Here is a 19559-nt window from a genome sequence, read left to right as displayed (position 1 = left end):
ATCATGAGAGAATCAAGGTGAAGCTACAAGGTTTATCCCCTGTACAATATAGAAACCAGTTTTTAAAAACTGCTTAACTAACTGTCCAACTTTATGGGGTCAGATCATCCTACCGCAACAAAAAGGGGGACGAACGAGTCTACATTAAAAAAACAAATTTTTTCAATGTCTTAGGTTCTGGCCTGTCAAAGCCAACTGGCAATGTAGGCCAGCACGCAAAGCATAATCTGAGAGTTTAGAGGTGTCAATGTAGCTTTTATGACAAGTATTTAAATTTCTTATTGTTTTTCATTAGATTAACTTAATTATTATTTTATATATTATATTTAATTGTATTTATTTATTTTTTAAAAAGAGTCAGATACGGTAAGCTAAACCACATGAATTTACTTTTTGATTTGGAATATTTTTTAGAACTTTACGAGAACATAAATGAGAAGACTATTTTCAAAGTCCATTTTAATATTAACCACTGGGTGTTTATTGAATGGTTGTAGCCAAGGCCCTCTTCCATTAGAGGTTACACTACATCAAGATTATGTATGTGCCTTTACCAATAACCCTAAAAAAACGAATTATAGTTTTGATAATAAATTTTTGATTTTTATGGGGAAAGTGGACTACCAAAACGGATTTAAAAGTTCTTATGAGAAAGAATATTTAAACGCCCCTCTGCCAATAGAAGAGAAAGATTGTGTAAAAATTCCTCTAAAGGCGTTTGAAAAGAATGTAGCTTATGACATTACTTTGGATATATACAAAACTTTCGATACGCGTATTTGTATAGTAGAAAATAACAATAAGCTAGAAATCCGAGAGCCTGAACCCGGTGAAACAACCTGTAAATAGGATTGTTCCTAGCCCCTCATTTCGCTATTGCAGAAACAACTAAACAAGTGGGATTAGACAATCTCGGTCTGCCCCACTTGGTGATAAGCACGATTAAAATAAACCAAACTTTGGTCATGTTGGCTTTGTTTAATCGCTACGATTGGACATATAAAAATCGTGTGTGTACCGACTTGTTGAATTTGCTCAATCTCACAATCGAAACTTACCAAAGCATCATCTAGCACAGGTGAACCCGTTTCTAACTCAATCCATGCGCCATGTTTAAAGCGCTCTTCTGGTGTGAGTTTAGATGAAAATGCTTTTGAAATATGTTCGTGGTGCGCGCCCAACACATTCACAGTTAAGATTTTGTTATCTAGGAAATGTGCATGTGAACTCGCAGATTGGTTCATACACACCAATAATGTCGGAGGTGTGTCGGTCACACTACAAACAGCAGAGGCAGTAAATCCAAAACGGCCAGACATGCCTGCCGTAGTCACAACACTAACTGCACTTGTGAGTAAAGACATTGCATTTCTAAAGTCTGTTGCTTGAACCATGACATTATTCCTAAATTGAACCGTACCTTATCCGGTGTGTTTGCTATACCGCCCAACTCCATCAGGAAGGTACTATCGACATGCGATCTGATTAGAGCGACACGTAGTAAGTAAAATGAGGGTTACTTGTTTGATTATCAACTGCCATCAAAAAAGTAACCCTTTATACCACTTATTGGTAAATATTAAGCAGTAAGATCATAACCAGTCAGTTCTCGGCGAACGATTTCTGCACCTGCACTTAAAGCATTTAACTTGCCACGTGCCACTTCACGAGAAAGAGGTGCCATACCGCAGTTTGTGCAAGGATAAAGCTTGTCAGCATCTACAAACTGAAGCGCTTTACGAAGTGTGTTAGCCACTTCTTCTGGTGTTTCAATCTGGTTAGATGCAACATCAATTGCGCCGACCATTACTTTTTTACCGCGAATGAGTTCGAGTAAATCGATAGGCACATGTGAGTTGTGACATTCTAACGAGATGATATCAATGTTAGACGTTTGAAGTTTCGGGAAAGCTTCTTCGTATTGACGCCATTCAGAACCGAGTGTCTTTTTCCAATCAGTGTTGGCTTTAATGCCGTAACCATAGCAAATATGGACCGCAGTTTCACACTTAAGACCTTCAATTGCACGCTCTAAAGTCGCGATGCCCCAGTCATTTACTTCGTCAAAGAATACGTTAAATGCAGGTTCATCAAACTGAATAATGTCTACACCAGCAGCTTCTAACTCACGCGCTTCTTGGTTCAAGATTTTTGCAAATTCCCAAGCTAACTTTTCACGGCTCTTGTAGTGACCATCGTAAAGCGTATCAATCATAGTCATTGGGCCAGGTAATGCCCATTTAATTGGTTGATTGGTTTGCTGACGTAAAAACTTCGCATCTTCAACAAACACAGGCTTTTGACGAGACACCGCACCTACAACAGATGGCACGCTTGCATCGTAACGGTCACGAATACGAACTGTTTCGCGCTTCTCAAAATCTACGCCATTTAAGTGTTCAATAAACGTAGTCACAAAGTGTTGGCGGGTTTGTTCGCCATCGCTCACAATGTCGATGCCAGCAAGTTGTTGTTCGTGCAACGCCAAACGTAACGCGTCTTTTTTACCTTCAACTAAGCCTTCGTTTTCGAGTTTCCAAGGTGACCAAAGCTTTTCAGGTTCTGCAAGCCAAGACGGTTTTGGTAAGCTGCCAGCAGTTGAAGTCGGTAATAATTTTTTCATGATCAATGACCCGTATGTTGATTAATTAGGAGCGTAATTAGCAGACCACTGCTCAAGAATCGCTTGGTATGGTTTGATAAATTGCTCTTCAACAAACTTCCCCTGCTCAATAGCCAAACGGCTACGTTCTTCACGGTCATACACAATTCGAGTAAGTGAATAATCTTCGTGTTTCAAGCTTGGTTGATAAGATTTTCCAGCCACTGAATTTGCGTTGTAAATTTCAGGACGGTAAATCTTTTGGAATGTTTCCATCGTACTAATGGTACTAATCAACTCAAGGTTGGTGTAATCACTCAACAAATCGCCTGTAAAATAGAACGCTAACGGCGCAACGCTATTTGGCGGCATGAAGTAGCGAACTTTTAAGCCCATTTTTTGGAAATATTCATCAGTGAGTGAATAGTCTTCTTGCTTGTATTCAACACCTAAAACAGGATGTTCGTTTTCAGTACGGTGGTACTCTTTAGTCGTCGAAACGCTTAAGCAAATCACAGGCGCCTTTTTAAAGTTGGCTTTATAAGTTTCAGAGTTAATAAAGCTCTTAAACAAGTTACCGTGCAATTCACCAAACTTTTCTGGTGTACTAAAAGTCGACTTGTTTTTGTTGTGATCTAACAACAGCACACTAAAGTCATAGTCACGTACATAAGACGAGAAGTTGTTGCCTACAATACCTTCGATGCGTTCATTGGTTTTCTTATCAACAATATTGGTTTTCAATATTTCAATTAAAGGAAGCCCGCTAGTACGGTTTTCGGCATCAATATTCATTTCAACTGAAATGATTTCAAGTTCAACGCCATAGCGGTCGCCTTTAGGGTTGTCCCAATGAGCTAAAGCATTGAAACGATTGTCGATCATCTGCAATGTATTGCGCAAATTTTCTTCGCGGCTCATCCCTCTCGCCAAGTTAGCAAAGTTGGTTGTAATACGTGTATTGTCTGCTGGACGATAGTTCTCATCGAAACAAATACTCTTAATCGTAAATGTAAATTCTTTACTCATTGTGATCAGTACCCTAATTTCTGAGATAAAACCTAAATAAAAACTTTTTGCTCTTTTTAAACTTTCCAGAATTGTCAGTTTTGTGCCTTATGGTCTTATCAAAGTGAATTACTGGAGCGCTTCAGAGCATGAATAGATTTATACCGCAATCACAACATGAATAAAAATGATTTAGTCTCATTATAAACTGAGTGAAATTCATGTTTAAGGTTTAATAAATAAGTATGAAGTTAAATATTTTTCATCTTCGGAAATTTTAGACAGGAGAAATTCAATATACGGCGCTCAAGCAGCGCTTTAATAAATTAAAATATTTATCATTATTTTCAAATACTTAATAAGAAAAATTCAAGTTAAAAAGAATCAACCTAAAGTAATGTGTGCTGACTCTCATTCATCTCTGTTTTTAGCCATTCTAAAAATATGGTTTTACGTGAATCTTCCTCAAAAGCGCCATGAGAAAGTAAAAAATAGGCTGAATTATCTTGCACAACAGGTGAAATTTTTTTCAGTAAGTTCCACTCAAGCTCTTTTTCAATCATATAAATTGAGATGACCGTTGCGCCAAGTCCCGCCAAACAACCTTCTAAACATAGGTAAAAATGTTCGAGTTCAACTTTGGTGTAGCCTTTTAAACTCTGTTTTAACTCAGCAATACGACTCATGTTTTTGAAAAAAGTTGGTCTAGAAGTTGAAATGAGTAAGTCGTTTGTTTCCGATGGCTTGGTTGCTTGAACTAGAGCGATATATTCATCGGCAATTTTCTCGCTATAGATATGCTCTCCCCAATCAAAGTCATTTCGGCGAATCGCGATATCAATATTATCTTTTTCAAAATCGACCACGCCGCCTGCGGTAAGTAACACAATCTCAAAATCATGCCCAAGCTTTTTAAATTTTGATAACCGCGGTATGAGCCATTTCATGGAAAGAGTCGGTTCACACGACAAGACCAGTTGTTTGTTTTTAGCTTTAGGCTGGCTGAGTTGTATTAAGCATTCATCGAGTTGACCAAAAACCTGATGGCAACAACTCAGTAAAATTTCGCCCTGCTCGGTCATCACAAGTGTTTTGTTTTTTCGCTCGAATAAAGCCGTATTTAAAGCTTCTTCTAAATTATAAATTTGTTTACTGACTGCACTTTGCGTCACAAATAATTTCTTTGCAGCTAAAGTGACGCTGCCATACTTCGCCACAAAATAGAAAAATTTTAGTGAATTCAGCGATATTCTTTCGATCATTCCAAAAACTCATAGATGTGTAGTTGTTTTTATCGATTTTTATTTTTAGATTTCTGTTCAAAATAAAAATCATCTTTATTAAACCTCATTTTAGATGATGAAAAATATATTAGATATCTATATCTATCTTCATAAATGTAAAGCCCCTATCTTTCTCACGAAAAGAATAACAGCTTTAAATAAAATAATTCTCCTCTCAAATACATTCCAAAAAGTACAGACCAATCACCTCATTTTCAGTGAGGATGCAAGATAATGGCAGAGTTTATTGCGGTTATTCTCATTACGATTTTGGCGGTGGTTAGCCCCGGCGCTGACTTCGCGATCGTTACGAAAAATAGTTACTTGTACGGAAGAAAAATAGGTGTGTTCACTTCACTCGGAATATCGCTTGGCGTATTGGTACATGTAACCTATACACTTGTAGCCGTTGCCTTTGTGATGACTTATACGCCGCAAATTTTGAATATTGTTAAGTATATTGGCGCGCTTTACCTCATCTATATTGGCTATAAAACTTTTACTCAAAAACCTGTTTTAGACACTGCTGCTTTAACCGCTATCGGTAGTTTTCAAGCTATAAAGTATGGCTTTTTTACCAACGCCCTGAACCCTAAAACCACGCTATTTGTGATTAGCACCTATACGCAAATTGTGAGCTTAACCACGCCTAAAACCATTCTTTTGGCTTATGGTTTTTTTATGTCTTTTGCCCATTTTATATGGTTTTCACTGGTGGCTGTGCTGTTTTCATCCGTGCTACTGAGACAAAAAATGTTAGCCAAGCAAGTACAGATTAATAGGGTGATTGGCTTAATTTTATGTGTCTTAGGCGTGATTTTGCTTTTTACTAAGTTTCGGTAGAGCCGTTTAATTTTTAATAATCTTTAGGGTGAATTTATAATTAATGGACTGAGTGCTTCGTACAGAACTCAGTCCATTTGAGTGAGATAAAAAGCTATGTTTTAACTTTTTGACTCTGATAAATCATTTAGGTTCCAACGATTTGCTCTTTTAAAAGTTCCGACATCGTTAAACCGCACTCCCATATCACGCATGACTTTATGGGCAACTGGTGCAGTCATTTGGCGAATGTAGAATGGTTCTTTCACCACAAAATGATGGATGGCATGTGTTGAACCAAAGTTAAAGCAAAACAATTGGAACGGCATCATCCACCACGGCGTTAATACTTGAGTTTGTTGAATGACATTACCCAATTCAACGTCACCGTAGTAATGCATATTGCTAGTCACAAAGTGCAAGCAGAAGGTACGCAGCACATTCGGTGCAACCCAAACAATAGTCAAAATATTAACCACATGCATAATATTTAAAGTGGTAGCTGACCAAGCAATCGGTGCATTCGCCCAACCTGCAACAGCATCAACTACATGAAAGCCTAAAAAGATATACCACAGCGACCAGTGAATAATCCCTAGCGGAAAATAAGCCATAAATGCACGTTTAAAAATTACTTTTCTCACCGTCCAATTGCTTGCAGAGATAATACGAAACAAGACCGCCAAGCCGTTATCACCAATCGCGATGAGACGACGTATGCTCCACTGTTCTCCGTTGGTTAAAGCTCTTTCTTCTAAATCAACTTCGGTACCTGAGTTTTTATGATGGTTAAAATGCAGCTCACGACGTTTCCACGGGTTAATGGTACTTGGTCGAGCTAACCAGACTAAGCCCATCATTAAATGATGTGCCCATGGTTTCTTTCTAAAATACATCCAGTGAATCAGGTCATGCTCTAACTCATGGGTGAGCGATGCAAAAAAAGCAATAATCGGAATTGCAAACCAAGCTGAAAGTTGATGATTTATATAGAGCACAGCAGTCGCTATCATGCCGACCAAAGATATAAATAGAATCATCGCCCCAATGGCATTTTGATGGTTCAAAATAGGATGGCGTTTGCGTAAAGCCACGCCTTCTGCTGTTACTACTTTTTTAATATGTTCGGTTTTTTCGCTATCGGTCATTCCGGCAGGATTTTTATATATGTAGGTCATCCGTTATTCCTCAGTTTTTCATGCCCCTACTTTATTTAGATCACCCTAAGTGTGCTTAGCTCGAAACGCCAATCTATTGGCTATGGATGCCAAAATAAAAAGATTCAAAATAAACAAAAGATTTTTTAGTTTTGAATCTTTTATACTGTTTACAGGAATATGAATCACAAGTTATAGGACATAACATGCCACAGACAGCAACGGCACTGGCTAGCTGGGTGAAAGCGATTCAAAAAGCGCTCGAAAAAGCCGGTGTTGATAGTCAACCTTTATTAGAACAAGCAGGTTTAGATATTCAGGCTCTGAGTAATCCTGATGCACGATATTCATTAAAACAAACAGCAAATTTATGGAAATTAGCAGTTCAGAAAACTCAAGATTCATGTTTTGGCCTTAAAGTTGCCAGCCAAGTCAATCAAAATACTTTTCATGTGTTAGGGCATTCACTGATTACTAGCACTACTCTAAAAGAGATGTTTCTAAGAATTATTCGTTATTTTCGTGTGGTTACGGATATTCCAGAGCTAGAGTTTTATGGGCAAGGAAATAATCATTATTTTGTTATTCATGTTCCCGACGAAGTTCAGCCCGAGTCAATAGATGCATTTATTTCCGTTTTTATTCGCTCAAGTCGTGCTTTACAAGGCTCTGTTTTTTCGCCATTACGCATTGAACTTAGACGTTCAGAACCTGAAGATTTAGAAACTTTTCAGAGTATTTTAAAAGCTCCGATTGTTTTTAATGCACCCAAAGATATGATTGTGTTTGATACAGCAACCATAGAACAACCACTAGAAGGTGCAAATCCTACTCTTACCCAAGAATATGATGAAATTATTAATCGTTATCTGGCACGGTTCGATAAAGAAAATATACTGGCACGTGTGAAAGTAAAATTAATCGAAAAATTATCTACAGGTGATTTTCAACAACAAGACGTTGCGAAAAGTCTTGGCTTAAGCATACGGAGTCTGCAACGCAAACTTTCTGCCGAAAACACCTCTTATAGTGAATTACTGGATCAGACTAGGCATGAACTCGCCTTATCTTATATTAAAAACTCAAACCATAATATTACTGAGATTGCTTATATTCTTGGCTTTACCGATGTCAGTAGTTTTACCCGTGCGTTTCGCCGCTGGACCGATTTATCACCTATCCATTATCGAGAAAAATATTTGGCTTGCTCTTAACTTTAAAAAAGTTAGGCAAAAAAGATGCATGTGAGTGCATCTTTTTTATGAGTAACTTACTTTTTAGTAAGCAGTTCTAGCATCGAAACTGTAGTGACTTTAGCTCCCACTGGTAAAGCTTTTAAGTCAACAATGTAGTTTGGACTATGTGGAATATAAGGCACAGGTTTGCCTTGCTTGACTGCATTTGCAAACACAACTGGGTCTGCCACACCAATAAACATAAAGTTAAAAGGAATGTCTTTTTGGTCGCCTAACAAATGATGAACATCTTCTGACCCCATAACCGCAGGATACTCAGTTAGAACATGTTTATCGCCTAATAATGCTTTTAAAGGCCCATTTAAACGTGCCGAAAATTCTTTATTGTTAATTACTGGTGTGCTTGAACCTTTAAAAGTAAAGGTCGGCATTTGGTCTTTACCCATCCCCTGCATTTGAGACGCGCCTTCACTCATAGACTTAATGTTATTTAACATGGTTTCACGCACTTTAGGATCAAACCAGCGCAAGTTCATTTTGACCAATGCTGTAGAAGGAATCACGTTATTCGAATTTCCAGCCTGAATTGAGCCTATCGATAACACTGCCGCTTGTTGCGGGTCAACTGCGTTACCCATAATGGTTTGATATTGATTTACTGCATTGGCCGCCATACTAATCGGGTTTTTGGTGAGCATTGGTAGTGAACCATGCCCACCCACACCTTTAAATAAAACATCAAGCTGATCGGTTCCCGCCATACGTGGCCCCGGTGCATTGATGACTACGCCTACAGGTGCAGGTGTGGTATGCACTGCAAAGAAATAATCAGGTTTTGGCAAGTTATATTTTGTCCATAAGCCATCAGTCACCATAGCTTTTGCACCTGTGATCGGCTCTTCGGCAGGTTGCGCGACTAAAATAATAGTTCCGCTCCATTCCTTTTTTAAAGCGACTAATGTTTTTGCCATGCTGAGCATCCATGTCACATGTGCATCATGACCGCACATATGTGCTACAGGTGTTTCAGTTCCATCATCAAGTTTTACACGCACTTTACTCGCGTATGGTAAACCAGTCGCTTCTTCAACAGTGTTGGCATCCATATCGGCACGGTACATGACTGTTGGCCCTTCACCATTTTTTAAAATGCCAACCACGCCTGTTTTGGCTATTCCCGTTTTAACGTCAAAACCCATTGACTTAAGTTCTTTGGCAACAATTGCTGAAGTACGCGTTTCCATAAACCCAAGTTCAGGGTGTTCATGAATGTCTTTATAGACTTTATTTAACCACTCTGTTTGCCTATCAATAATGGTTAACGCTTTTTGCGAAACCGCCGGTAAAGTTGTTGGACTTGCTTCCGCATGAAGGAGAGTTCCATAACCTGCAATGAAAGTCGATAATCCTAAAAATAGGCTGTTTTTAAAAAATTTGTTCATTATGTATGAAGCTCCGTTTTAATAATCTTTGCAGTTAATTAATAATTATTTTGTTTTTAGCTAAATCTTTCTTTTCTAATTGATTTAATAAGGTACCAAATAAAGTGGCCATTATGTACATCAATATTGAATACACAGCTGCTGGCATTGCTGCATCCGAGCTTGACATCACAGTTAAAGCAATCGTTAAAGCCAAGGTACTGTTATGAATGCCAATTTCAAATGCACATGCTTTGGCTTGAAAGCTGTTAATGCCAAATAAACGTGGCAACCAATATCCAATCGCAAGACTACAAACACAGAAAAGTAAGGTTGCTCCGCCAACGAGTCCAATGTAATCGAGAAGTTTTTGATAGTCTTTAGCAATCGCGAGCGCAATAATAAAAAGTAAAAATACAATGGCAAACACACGAACGGGTTTATTTAACTTTTCTGCAAATTTTGGTGAGAAATGTCTAATCAACATTCCAATGATGACTGGAAATAAAATAATAACAAATACTTGAATTATTTTGGAAAACTGCAATCCAACGTGTTGTTCACTTGCCACAAAATGTAGTAATGCGAAGTTCACAATCAAGGGTAGTGTAAAAGCAGCGAGCACTGAATTTATCGCCGTTAAAGTAATATTAAGGGCAATATCGCCCTTATATAAATAGCTAAATAAATTTGCAGTGGCCCCGCCTGGTGAAGCTGCAAGTAACATTAGCCCAACAGCAATCATTGGTGGTAAAGCAAAGACCTTACAAATCATGAAAGCAATAGCTAATAAAATAATGAGCTGACAAAACAAAGCAATAAATACGGCTTTGGGATGCTGGCGAACACGTTTAAAATCCTTGAGGGTCAATTCCAACCCCATACCTGCCATAATAATCGCCAAGGCTATGGGTAAGAATACGGTAATTACCAATGAATCCATTCTCTATTTCCTCTTTTAATTTTTGTATTGTTTAGAATTTATATCCAATTTTTAAGCCATAGCTGACTGAGTGATTATCCTTAAACTCACCTACATAATAGTCACTACCCGCCTGTGCACCAAGCTGAGCCTTTGCATCGCCTAACCAGTAATACTTCACGCCACCAGAAATAAAGTATTGCGATGTCGGGCTATATTGAGCACCCACGCCCAAGTTGTAATATCCCTTGCTTGGGCCACCCGTTGACACTTTATCACCTGCTCCCGAGTCCCATCCAACCGACACAGAGCCTAACCATTTAGGTGAAAAGCGTTGTCCAACCCCCAAATTTAAAGACCATTGGTCGTCATAATAACGAACCAAATTAAAACCTTCCGGACGGCTTGGCGTTAATAGTACGCCAACAACTTTTGAGATCTCACCAAAGCGATAAGGCTGTAGAGCGAGATCACTCCAATTTACCCAGCGTAAACTACCAAACATTAACGTTCCCTGACGAAGTCCGGTCTGGAACTCCAAATTCACTGAATCAGGAGATTTAAATTTTGTTGTACCTGTATCTTCTTGTTCTGGCAAATTGGCAATAATCTGGTTTAAGTAAGCTTTCTTTTGTGAAGTCATCTGACCAATAGAAATCATGTAGTCTAGATGCTGATTAACTAAATCACGACCTTGTTGAGTGCTTAACATCTCAATGAGTGGAGCATTTTCAGTCGCGTTTAGTTTGTGAGTAATGGCTGAACGGTAGGTTAATGAGACTTTCACAGCTTTTTCCGGAATCTGGTAGGCAAGCCCTGCTAACCATCCCAAGTCATCTACAGTTTTGGTGTGAAAGTCATAGCCGTTGTAAAGACTAAATACATTACCTCTTAATTCAACCTGACTTTTAAAGGTTTGATAGACTGGCCCCGCATAAAGATTCCAGTTTTTTGTGGGTTGATACCCCAAAATAAAGCTTAAATTTTGTATATCAAATTCTGATTTTGCATTTCCTGTAGGAGCCTGACCAGAAGTAGCATTGGCAAGTCCTGCTGTTGTAATGCCGGGTAACATCACCGTGTCTTTTGGCGTTGCGACAAAGCCATTTAGTCCTGAATATTGTGTGTCGGCACCAAATGGTTGATCGTAAAGCAAGCCAAATGAATACTGCGGTGCTAACTGTAGTTTTAACGCTGCGGTAGGTCGATAATCGGTGTTGGCTATATCTGAAATTGAATGATGTGACGGGTTTGTGCCCGACTCTACACCACTTAAATCGGCATCTGTGATTCCTAAACTTGCTTCAAAATAGTTACCCGGTTGTAAAAATGCCGCTACAGACTGCCCTGTTTTATCAAATGCAGCAGCATGTAAAGTGCTTGTGCAAATTGAAGTTATTCCTAAGATCAATATTTTTTTATTCACAACAAAACTCATGGATCCATCCTGGATATTTTTTATTTTGATTCCTCACTTTATGTAGATTTGAATGCTTCTGCTTAGCTCCAAACGCCAATGATTTGACCGTAGATGCCATATTGAAAAGTTATGGTTTGTGTAGCAGCAAACACAACAAAGTTTTTATATTAAAAAGCTCTTACTTTTTAGATTTAAAAAATAATTGCAGACTGTATTGATAAAAAAAGCGTGTAGTGAGAATTACAAAAATTAATCTTGAAAGTTGAAAGGAAACGACGATGGGTACTGCGAGTCCGAGAGCTTTAGCCATCAGTGACATTTCTGCAATACCTCCGGGTGAAAGGCCTAAAATCAAGATTTGTTTTTCTGTATGACTTAAATTAACCAGTAATAAAGCAACGCTTATTGATAGCACTAAAGCTAGTAAATTGAATATCAGTGTGATTCCAATAAATTTTTTATTTTTCCTTAAAAAGCTAAATGGAAACTTGCTACCTAATGACCAACCAATACAGACTTGACCAAAGGCAGTAAACCATTCAGGCAATTTCATCTGAAGTATTCCACAAAATGACAATAACCCAATAATGGCAAGTGGCCCCAAAATCCAAGCATTCAAAAGATTAAAGAATTGAAAAACCTTACCCACAAACAGAGCTAGACAAAACAGTAAGATGACCTGAAAAAAGTTAAATTGATCCGACACTGGTATCTTTAAACCAGTCCATTCGACATGAAAATAAAGCTCCATAAAAATTGGAACCAGCACAACCAAAATCACAATTCTTAGGCTATGAGCGGCAACGACTTTATCGACTTGAGCTTGGTAGCGCTCTGCAATATTCACCATTTCACTGGCACTACCAATGGCCGAAGAAAACCATGCAGTAGCCCAATCCAAAGTATTAACTCGATATTGCAATCCAGCCAGCAATGTACCCAACACAAGTGACCATGCCAAACCTATGAGGATAAAGCCCCAATATGCTGCCACTGCCTGTACCAAAGCTGGTGAAAAGTATAGGCCTAAAGCCATACCAATAATGACCTGCCCTATGCGTCGCCACTGGGGATCACAGGCAAGTGAATGACCAACACTACCGAACAATAAGGCCGTCAATAAAGGTCCAAGCAACCAAGGCAAGGGAATATGCAAATATTTGGCAATTAAAGCTCCGACCAGAGCAATTGCTAATCCTTTGAGATTTGAGCTTATTTTTTCCATAATTCAGAGCAATAATAGCCAACCAATGCTGACTACTATTGCTGTCCTATTAAGCTTGCTGTTTTTTGATAAACAAGTATTTACGAACGATTGGCAAGATCAATAATAATCCTGACATGATCCAAAGTCCTATACTAATGTTACTGCTCCATAAGACATCAAGTTCCCCTTGAGAAATTGAAAGTGCACGGCGCAGATTCGATTCCATTAATTCGCCAAGTACAAAACCAAGAATCAGTGGAGCTAAGGGAAAATCAAATTTTCTGAGAATATATCCACATACACCTAAGCCCATACATAACAGCAAGTCAAAGATATTGCTATGAATAGCATACACACCAACAAAACTCACACTTGCGATGATCGGAATCAGAATGTAATTAGGAATACTCAGCATGCGGGCAAAGAAGCCTACCAATGGCAAGTTTAATACCAACAGAATGATATTACCTACCATAAGCGATGCAATCAGCGACCACACCAATACAGGTTGTTGAACAAATAACTGCGGACCTGGTGCAATATTGTACATAAGCAACGCGCCCATCATGACAGCAGTCGTCCCCGAGCCCGGCACACCGAGTGTCAACATAGGTACAAATGAACCACAAGCGGCTGCGTTATTCGCACTTTCTGGTGCAGCAAGCCCACGTAAGTCACCTTTACCAAACTTGCTACTATCTTTTGCCATTTTTCGTTCAGTGGTATAGGCCATCGCACTTGCAACGGTTGCACCTGCTCCTGGAAGAATACCCAAGAAGAAACCAATCACTGAACTGCGGATAATAGCAACCAACGAGAAAAAGAACTCTTTAAGATTAAAAAGAGAACGCTTTCCTTGTTTTAAGGCAACTTGACCAATTGTCGTACGTTCGAGCATTAATAGGATTTCGCTTACACTAAATAGGCCAATAACCAAAGTAGTAAAAGCAATACCGTCACTTAAACCCACACTGTTAAAGGTAAAGCGATATACACCTGTAATTGCATCCATTCCCACAGTTGAAAGTGCTAGGCCCATGAGTGCCATAATTAAGGTTTTAAAAGGCTGCGTACTGACCAGACCAGTTAAACAAACAATTGCAAAGACCATCAAAGCAAAATATTCAGCAGGACCAAATGCAATTGCCCATTTCGCCAATATAGGTGCAAACAATACAATCCCAATAAAGGCAACAGTACTTCCAACAAAGGAACTGACCGATGACAAAGACAATGCAATTCCTGCCTTACCTTGCTGTGCCAATGGATAACCATCTAACGTGGTCATAATGGCTCCAGCATCTCCGGGTACGTTTAACAGAATCGCTGAAATACGTCCGCCATATTCACACCCCAAATACACTGCTGCCAATAAAATCAAGGCGCTATCTACAGGTAAACCCAAGGCATAAGCAAACGGCAATAAAATTGCCACACCATTAATTGGACCTAAACCCGGTAATAAGCCAACAATCGTTCCAATAAATGCGCCAATCAAAGCAATTAAAAGATTCTGCGGCTGCAAGGCAACCTCAAACCCCATCATTAAAAAACTTAATACATCCATATCGGGTCATCCTTAACCAAAAAATCCAAGTGGTAATGGCACATCCAAGAAACGGTCAAACATATAGTAGGTACTGATGCTAAGTACTAAACCTGTCACCAAAACCGGTATGGTTTTGCCATGGAAAAGTTTGCCCACTGCAATGGTCATCAACAGGGTTGCAACAATAAAGCCGAGCCATTCAAAAACTAATGCATATAGCGTTAAAGCCACCGCACATAACGCTAACTTAACGACTAGATGTTCTGTCCATCCCAATTCCACGGGCTCAAACATAATGGCTGGTCGAATAGTGAGATACGCTGCACTCGCTGTAATTAAGCCCATTAATAAAATAGGAAAAGCTTTAGGGCCCACTGGATCGTAGGAAATTGGGGCTTCAAAATTGCTCGCATAAATCAACAAAAATAACCCGCAAACCGTAATAATGGCGGTAAGAATCCGTTCAGATTTCATCATCTATCCTCAGAAAAAACTGAGCTGAAAATAGTTTCTCAACCCAGCCAATTTGTTATTGTGATAATTTATATTCTTGCGATAACTGCCGCATTTCCGCGGTCTGTTTATAAACATAAGCTTTGAGTTCTTCACCTGTCAGCTGAAATGGGAGTAGATCCTGATTTTCACGGACTGCGTCAAATTTCTGGTTAGCCATCATTTTATCGAAGGCATTTTTCCACCAACCATAGGCTTCATCGCTCACCTTTGGTCCCATATAGAAACCACGGATGACTGGCCACTCAATGTCATAGCCTTGCTCTTTTGCAGTAGGTAATTTTGAGAACTTTCCGTCTAAACGTTTGTTAGCAAAAACAGCCAAAACCCGAATATCACCAGACTCTAGGTATGAACTGACTTCACTAATATTGCCTACCCCAACTTGAATATGCTGACCCAGTAATGAAGTCAGCACTTCCCCACCACCTTCAAGTGCAACAAATCTTAAATCGGCAGGACTAATACCTGCTTTTTTTGCCAACATTGCTGTTTGCATCCAGTCTTGACCGCCCACACTTCCAGCACCACCAAAGCTGAGTGCTTTTGGGTTTTCTCTGAGTGCTTTCATCAAGTCATCAAGGTTTTTCAATGGTGAGTCTTTATGTACCGAAACCAGACCATAATCGACGGCGACGCCAGACAACCATTTCACATCTTTTTCAGTGAAATGTCCGAATTTTCCTTGTGCTAAGTTCAAGAGTGAACCAGTGGAAAATGCAACCACGGCATTATTATTCGCAGGATCACTGTTTACGATTTTGTTATAGGCTACGGCACCTACCCCACCCGGCATATAGGTTACGCGTATTGGATCTTTAAGCTGGTCTGTTTGTTTAAAGCCAGATTGAATCAATTTACAGGTCATATCAAACCCGCCACCCGGCTTGGCTGGGGCTATACATTCCGGACGTTTTGGCTGACCCGCCTCTTTAGAAGCATTTCCTGATCCACACCCAGCCATTGTCACACTGACGCATGTTAATGCGAGTAAAGTTAAATTTTTCATGTTACATACATCCTTATAACGTTTTGCTCTATTCATATTTTGATTTTTACCAATCTCCATAATCGACCTCCTTGGCACGATCATGCTTATCGGTTTTTAGTTTTGGTTTTATGTTTTGAAATGCGCTTTTTCACAGCGAACTTCAGTAATGCAGCGTTACTATAAAAATTACGAATCAATCGACTGAAAAAAATCGCTAAGTAAAGGGAAAGTTAGGATAATCACCAGTTCTATAATGAGAATTAAAACCTTTGCAAAAATATCTAAAAATGCTTCGGTTAAATAATACTGATGAATAACAACAAGATAGTAAAAACGTAATCTATTGAGTTGTCTTTTGCATATCCATGCTATGGGTAACGTTAATATTCAAATAAATAAAACTCTTTACCCAATCTTCCCTTCTGATCAAATGAGCTAAATACTCATATATTGTTCCAATAGTTATTTAATCAGCTACTCTTCTTCATAATTTGAAAATCCATCATATTTTTTAATGCATCATGCATTTAATGTGCTCCTTTTTTCATTTGAAAAGATTAAAGCACAGATCAAGAAAACATCGTGATACCAATAAATTAAAGGGGGCATTAGTAAAATTAAATAGGTTGAAATTCTAAGAATAGGGAATGTAAAAGACTAAAAATTTAAGGGTAAATGTATCGTAATAATAAATAAAAGTTAGAGAATAAATTTTAATATTAAAGTTGAAAAAGATCGTTTTATTGTTTTTAGAATATCAAATTGAAGATCTTTTTTATGGATTGCTGTTAATATTAAAGCGCATGATAGATTTCCCAATCCTTCATATCTGTATCAATTAAATCAAGGATAATGAGCGAACACATTTATTATGGAAATCAAACAAATAAAGTATTTTTTGACTGTGGTTGAAGCGGGCAGTATTGGTAAAGCTGCCCAAAAACTTGATGTGGGCGCTTCAGCAATTAGCCAGCAAATTAGTAAATTAGAACAAGAGCTAAGCATTCGCCTATTACAGCGTAATGCCTTTGGTGTCACTCCTACTCCCGCAGGTCTCGCCTTTTTAAAACATTCTCAACTTATTTTACGTCAAGTGAACTTCGCGGTAGATGCTGCCCATTCTGCACGACTATCTGGACATGTCAGCCTTGGCTTTCCACCGACCATTACGGCTTTGATTGGTATCCCTTTAATGAAACTAATGTCTGAACGTTACCCAGACATTCGTTTAGAGATTGTGGAAACGCTATCGGGCAATCTAATTCAATCCATTAACTCGCGTCAGCTCGATATCGCGATTATTTTTACCAATGAAATTGATAAACAGTGGTCAATACAGCCTTTGGTACGCGAGCAAATGTATTTAATGGCACGCAAGGAAGTACTAGAAAAATATGGTCTTGCCGAATGCATCAAAAGTGGTGTGATTCAGTCTCAACAAATTGGAGACCTTCCTTTAGTATTACCACGCCAGCGCCATAGTTTAAGAAAGTTGCTTGAGCACAAGATTGGTCAGCTTAATGTCGTCTATGAAATTGATGGCCTACACTTACTCATGGACAGTCTAATTCACCTCGACCTTGCCAGCGTCCGCCCAGGTAGCGCTTGTCTGCAAGAGTACAAACATAAGCTTCAATTACTCAAGTTAGTAGACCCTGAAGTTGAACGAATCAATTACTTGGTAAGCCTTGCCGAAGAAGAATTATCACCTGCTGCACTTGCCGCAAAGTCAGCGATTAAGGCTTGTGTGAAAGATTTGATTCAAAACCAGATTTGGCCATGTTCTGAAATTATTTTATAAAGAGTCATTAATTTTATTAAATACCTAATTAATTTTGCCCTCTCACTCCCTCCTGCTTTTTGAGATTACATTTTCGTCCGAATGATAAGTGGTTTGCTACTTATCGAAATATAGATGTGTAGTTTGAACTGGAAACAAGGCATCACATTTTCTGCAAAGGACCTCGCTAAATCTCATCTCTAACCCATTTGCTCTTTAGATTTATTGATTGAATCAATTTAGGTCCAGCCTCGAAAATCGTGAATGTTTCCATTTTGTCAGGCCAAGGAGGTCTCCAATGGATGTCGTGAATAACCGTAGGGCTACTTTTAAAAAAATATTAAATGTAACGAGTGGCAACTTTTTAGAGCAGTACGACTTTTTTCTTTTTGGTTTCTATGCCACTTATATCGCGGCAAAATTTTTCCACTCTGAAAATGAATATGTCTCTTTAATGATGACATTTACCGTATTTGCTGCGGGCTTTCTTATGCGTCCTCTCGGCGCTATTTTCTTGGGCGCTTATGTCGACAGAGTTGGTCGACGCAAAGGTCTCATTGTTACTTTAAGTCTTATGGCCATCGGAACCATCTTAATTACCTTTGTACCGGGTTATGAAACCATAGGTATTATTGCGCCGATTTTGGTGGTGATTGGACGTCTATTACAAGGCTTCTCGGCAGGTGTTGAATCTGGCGGTGTTTCTATTTATCTAGCAGAAATTGCAACGGATAAAAATCGTGGATTTATCACAAGCTGGCAGTCTGGCAGCCAACAAGTTGCTGTTGTGTTTGCCGCATTACTTGGCTACTGGCTCAACACCATCTTAACTACTGCTCAAGTGGGTGAATGGGGCTGGCGTATTCCGTTCTTAATCGGTTGTTTGATTATTCCGTTAATCTTCTTGTTCCGTCGTACTTTAGAGGAAACCGAAGACTTTAAAGCACAAAAGACTCATCCTTCAACAAAAGAAATTTTCAGCACACTGGCAAGCAACTGGCGCATCGTACTTGCAGGTATGATGATGAGTGCCATGACTACAACCACGTTCTATTTCATTACGGTTTACACCACAGTATATGCAAAACGTACTTTAGAAATGTCAGTAACAGATAGCCTTTTAGCAACCGTGTTTGTTGGTTTGTCTAATTTCTTCTGGTTACCAATGGGTGGTTTGCTTTCAGACAAAATTGGTCGCCGCCCAGTTCTAGTCGGTATTACCACACTTGCTCTCTTTACAAGTTATCCAGTTTTAAGTTGGTTAGTGAGCAACATTAGTTTCTCAAACCTTCTAATTACGCTTGCTTACTTCTCATTCTTCTTTGGTATGTACAACGGAACCATGGTCGCAACCCTTGCAGAAGTGATGCCGAAACGTGTGCGTACAGTTGGTTTCTCTTTAGCGTTCAGCCTTGCAGCCGCTATTTTTGGTGGTATGACACCAATGGCTTGTACCTTCCTTGTCGAAAACACAGGCAACCCAAGTACCCCTGCTTTCTGGCTCATGCTTGCTGCGGTCTGTAGCCTCATCTCAAGCTTGTATCTATGCCGCGGTTCTAAACAGAAAAATACTGACGCGATTGCTGAACCTGCAAAAATTAGCGCTTAAAACAACAACTACTTAACCTGAAATTTTAATGAACAGTACGGCAGATCTTAAATCTCCGTACTGTGTTCTCCTGTCATTA

Annotated in this window: 18 protein-coding genes; 6 read left to right on the top strand and 12 right to left on the bottom strand. The window is 39.0% G+C overall.

All coding sequences use genetic code 11. The annotated features are described in order from the left end of the window. Together ACTJJH_RS17130 and ACTJJH_RS17125 are read left to right on the top strand one after the other, a co-directional pair. The coding region (locus ACTJJH_RS17130; protein WP_348960635.1) for an IS3 family transposase at nucleotides 1-77 on the top strand (77 nt) is incomplete at its 5' end. Between the two features lie 355 nt (nucleotides 78-432). Next, the gene (locus ACTJJH_RS17125; RefSeq protein WP_440601502.1) at nucleotides 433-849 is read left to right on the top strand and encodes an NF045616 family extracytoplasmic (lipo)protein; all 417 of its coding nucleotides are present in this window, start codon (nucleotides 433-435) and stop codon (nucleotides 847-849) included. Nucleotides 850-902: 53 nt separating this feature from the next. Here the strand turns inward: ACTJJH_RS17125 and ACTJJH_RS17120 are convergent, their stop codons facing one another. The 4 genes from ACTJJH_RS17120 to ACTJJH_RS17105 form a co-directional block, all read right to left on the bottom strand. Then, a complete protein-coding gene (locus ACTJJH_RS17120) occupies nucleotides 903-1394 on the bottom strand; it encodes a flavin reductase (RefSeq protein ID WP_000249487.1) in 492 nt (163 codons plus the stop codon). Between the two features lie 185 nt (nucleotides 1395-1579). Next, nucleotides 1580-2623 (bottom strand): methionine synthase, encoded by a 1044-nt coding sequence (locus tag ACTJJH_RS17115; RefSeq protein WP_016803246.1) that lies wholly within the window; start codon nucleotides 2621-2623, stop codon nucleotides 1580-1582. Nucleotides 2624-2644: 21 nt separating this feature from the next. After that, entirely contained in the window at nucleotides 2645-3631 is a 987-nt protein-coding gene (locus tag ACTJJH_RS17110) for a DUF1852 domain-containing protein (protein WP_000031350.1), read from the bottom strand. Nucleotides 3632-3999: 368 nt separating this feature from the next. Further along, complete coding sequence (locus ACTJJH_RS17105; RefSeq protein ID WP_440601501.1) at nucleotides 4000-4872, bottom strand: LysR family transcriptional regulator; 873 nt, start codon at nucleotides 4870-4872, stop codon at nucleotides 4000-4002. 255 nt (nucleotides 4873-5127) lie between these two features. Here ACTJJH_RS17105 and ACTJJH_RS17100 point away from each other — a divergent pair, with 255 nt between their 5' ends. After that, complete coding sequence (locus ACTJJH_RS17100) at nucleotides 5128-5736, top strand: LysE family translocator (protein ID WP_440601500.1); 609 nt, start codon at nucleotides 5128-5130, stop codon at nucleotides 5734-5736. A 101-nt stretch (nucleotides 5737-5837) separates the two neighbouring features. Here the strand turns inward: ACTJJH_RS17100 and ACTJJH_RS17095 are convergent, their stop codons facing one another. Continuing rightward, nucleotides 5838-6863: a fatty acid desaturase gene (locus ACTJJH_RS17095; protein WP_440601503.1), complete on the bottom strand. Its 1026-nt coding sequence runs from the start codon at nucleotides 6861-6863 to the stop codon at nucleotides 5838-5840. A gap of 215 nt (nucleotides 6864-7078) precedes the next feature. Between ACTJJH_RS17095 and ACTJJH_RS17090 the strand changes: the two genes are divergently transcribed. Further along, nucleotides 7079-8086, top strand: coding sequence for an AraC family transcriptional regulator (locus tag ACTJJH_RS17090; protein WP_017400053.1), 1008 nt, complete (start codon nucleotides 7079-7081; stop codon nucleotides 8084-8086). 56 nt (nucleotides 8087-8142) lie between these two features. Here the strand turns inward: ACTJJH_RS17090 and ACTJJH_RS17085 are convergent, their stop codons facing one another. The 7 genes from ACTJJH_RS17085 to ACTJJH_RS17055 form a co-directional block, all read right to left on the bottom strand. After that, nucleotides 8143-9510, bottom strand: a complete 1368-nt coding sequence (locus tag ACTJJH_RS17085) for an amidohydrolase (protein WP_440601499.1) — start codon at nucleotides 9508-9510, stop codon at nucleotides 8143-8145. 34 nt (nucleotides 9511-9544) lie between these two features. After that, on the bottom strand, nucleotides 9545-10432 hold the full coding sequence (locus ACTJJH_RS17080; protein ID WP_304595343.1) for a bile acid:sodium symporter family protein: 888 nt from the start codon (nucleotides 10430-10432) through the stop codon (nucleotides 9545-9547). Nucleotides 10433-10463: 31 nt separating this feature from the next. After that, nucleotides 10464-11849 carry an outer membrane protein transport protein gene (locus tag ACTJJH_RS17075; protein ID WP_440601498.1) on the bottom strand — a complete coding sequence of 462 codons (1386 nt, stop codon included), beginning with the start codon at nucleotides 11847-11849 and terminating at the stop codon, nucleotides 10464-10466. Between the two features lie 160 nt (nucleotides 11850-12009). After that, nucleotides 12010-13056, bottom strand: a complete 1047-nt coding sequence (locus ACTJJH_RS17070) for an AbrB family transcriptional regulator (protein WP_440601497.1) — start codon at nucleotides 13054-13056, stop codon at nucleotides 12010-12012. A 49-nt stretch (nucleotides 13057-13105) separates the two neighbouring features. Then, nucleotides 13106-14605, bottom strand: coding sequence for a tripartite tricarboxylate transporter permease (locus ACTJJH_RS17065; protein ID WP_000382837.1), 1500 nt, complete (start codon nucleotides 14603-14605; stop codon nucleotides 13106-13108). Nucleotides 14606-14617: 12 nt separating this feature from the next. Continuing rightward, nucleotides 14618-15064: a tripartite tricarboxylate transporter TctB family protein gene (locus ACTJJH_RS17060; RefSeq protein ID WP_440601496.1), complete on the bottom strand. Its 447-nt coding sequence runs from the start codon at nucleotides 15062-15064 to the stop codon at nucleotides 14618-14620. Nucleotides 15065-15116: 52 nt separating this feature from the next. Continuing rightward, nucleotides 15117-16169, bottom strand: a complete 1053-nt coding sequence (locus ACTJJH_RS17055) for a Bug family tripartite tricarboxylate transporter substrate binding protein (protein ID WP_005071167.1) — start codon at nucleotides 16167-16169, stop codon at nucleotides 15117-15119. A 793-nt stretch (nucleotides 16170-16962) separates the two neighbouring features. On the opposite strand from ACTJJH_RS17055, the gene ACTJJH_RS17050 reads away from it, so the two are divergent. Both ACTJJH_RS17050 and ACTJJH_RS17045 read left to right on the top strand, forming a co-directional pair. Next, nucleotides 16963-17892 (top strand): LysR family transcriptional regulator, encoded by a 930-nt coding sequence (locus ACTJJH_RS17050; protein WP_002115857.1) that lies wholly within the window; start codon nucleotides 16963-16965, stop codon nucleotides 17890-17892. Between the two features lie 277 nt (nucleotides 17893-18169). Continuing rightward, nucleotides 18170-19480, top strand: a complete 1311-nt coding sequence (locus tag ACTJJH_RS17045) for an MFS transporter (protein WP_014208455.1) — start codon at nucleotides 18170-18172, stop codon at nucleotides 19478-19480. The last annotated feature ends 79 nt before the right edge of the window (nucleotides 19481-19559 follow it).

The organism is Acinetobacter sp. 22301, assembly GCF_052045285.1.
GTDB lineage: Bacteria > Pseudomonadota > Gammaproteobacteria > Pseudomonadales > Moraxellaceae > Acinetobacter > Acinetobacter pittii.
The sequence above is the reverse complement of the archived record's forward strand: the minus strand, read 5'-3'. Positions and strand labels throughout refer to the sequence as shown.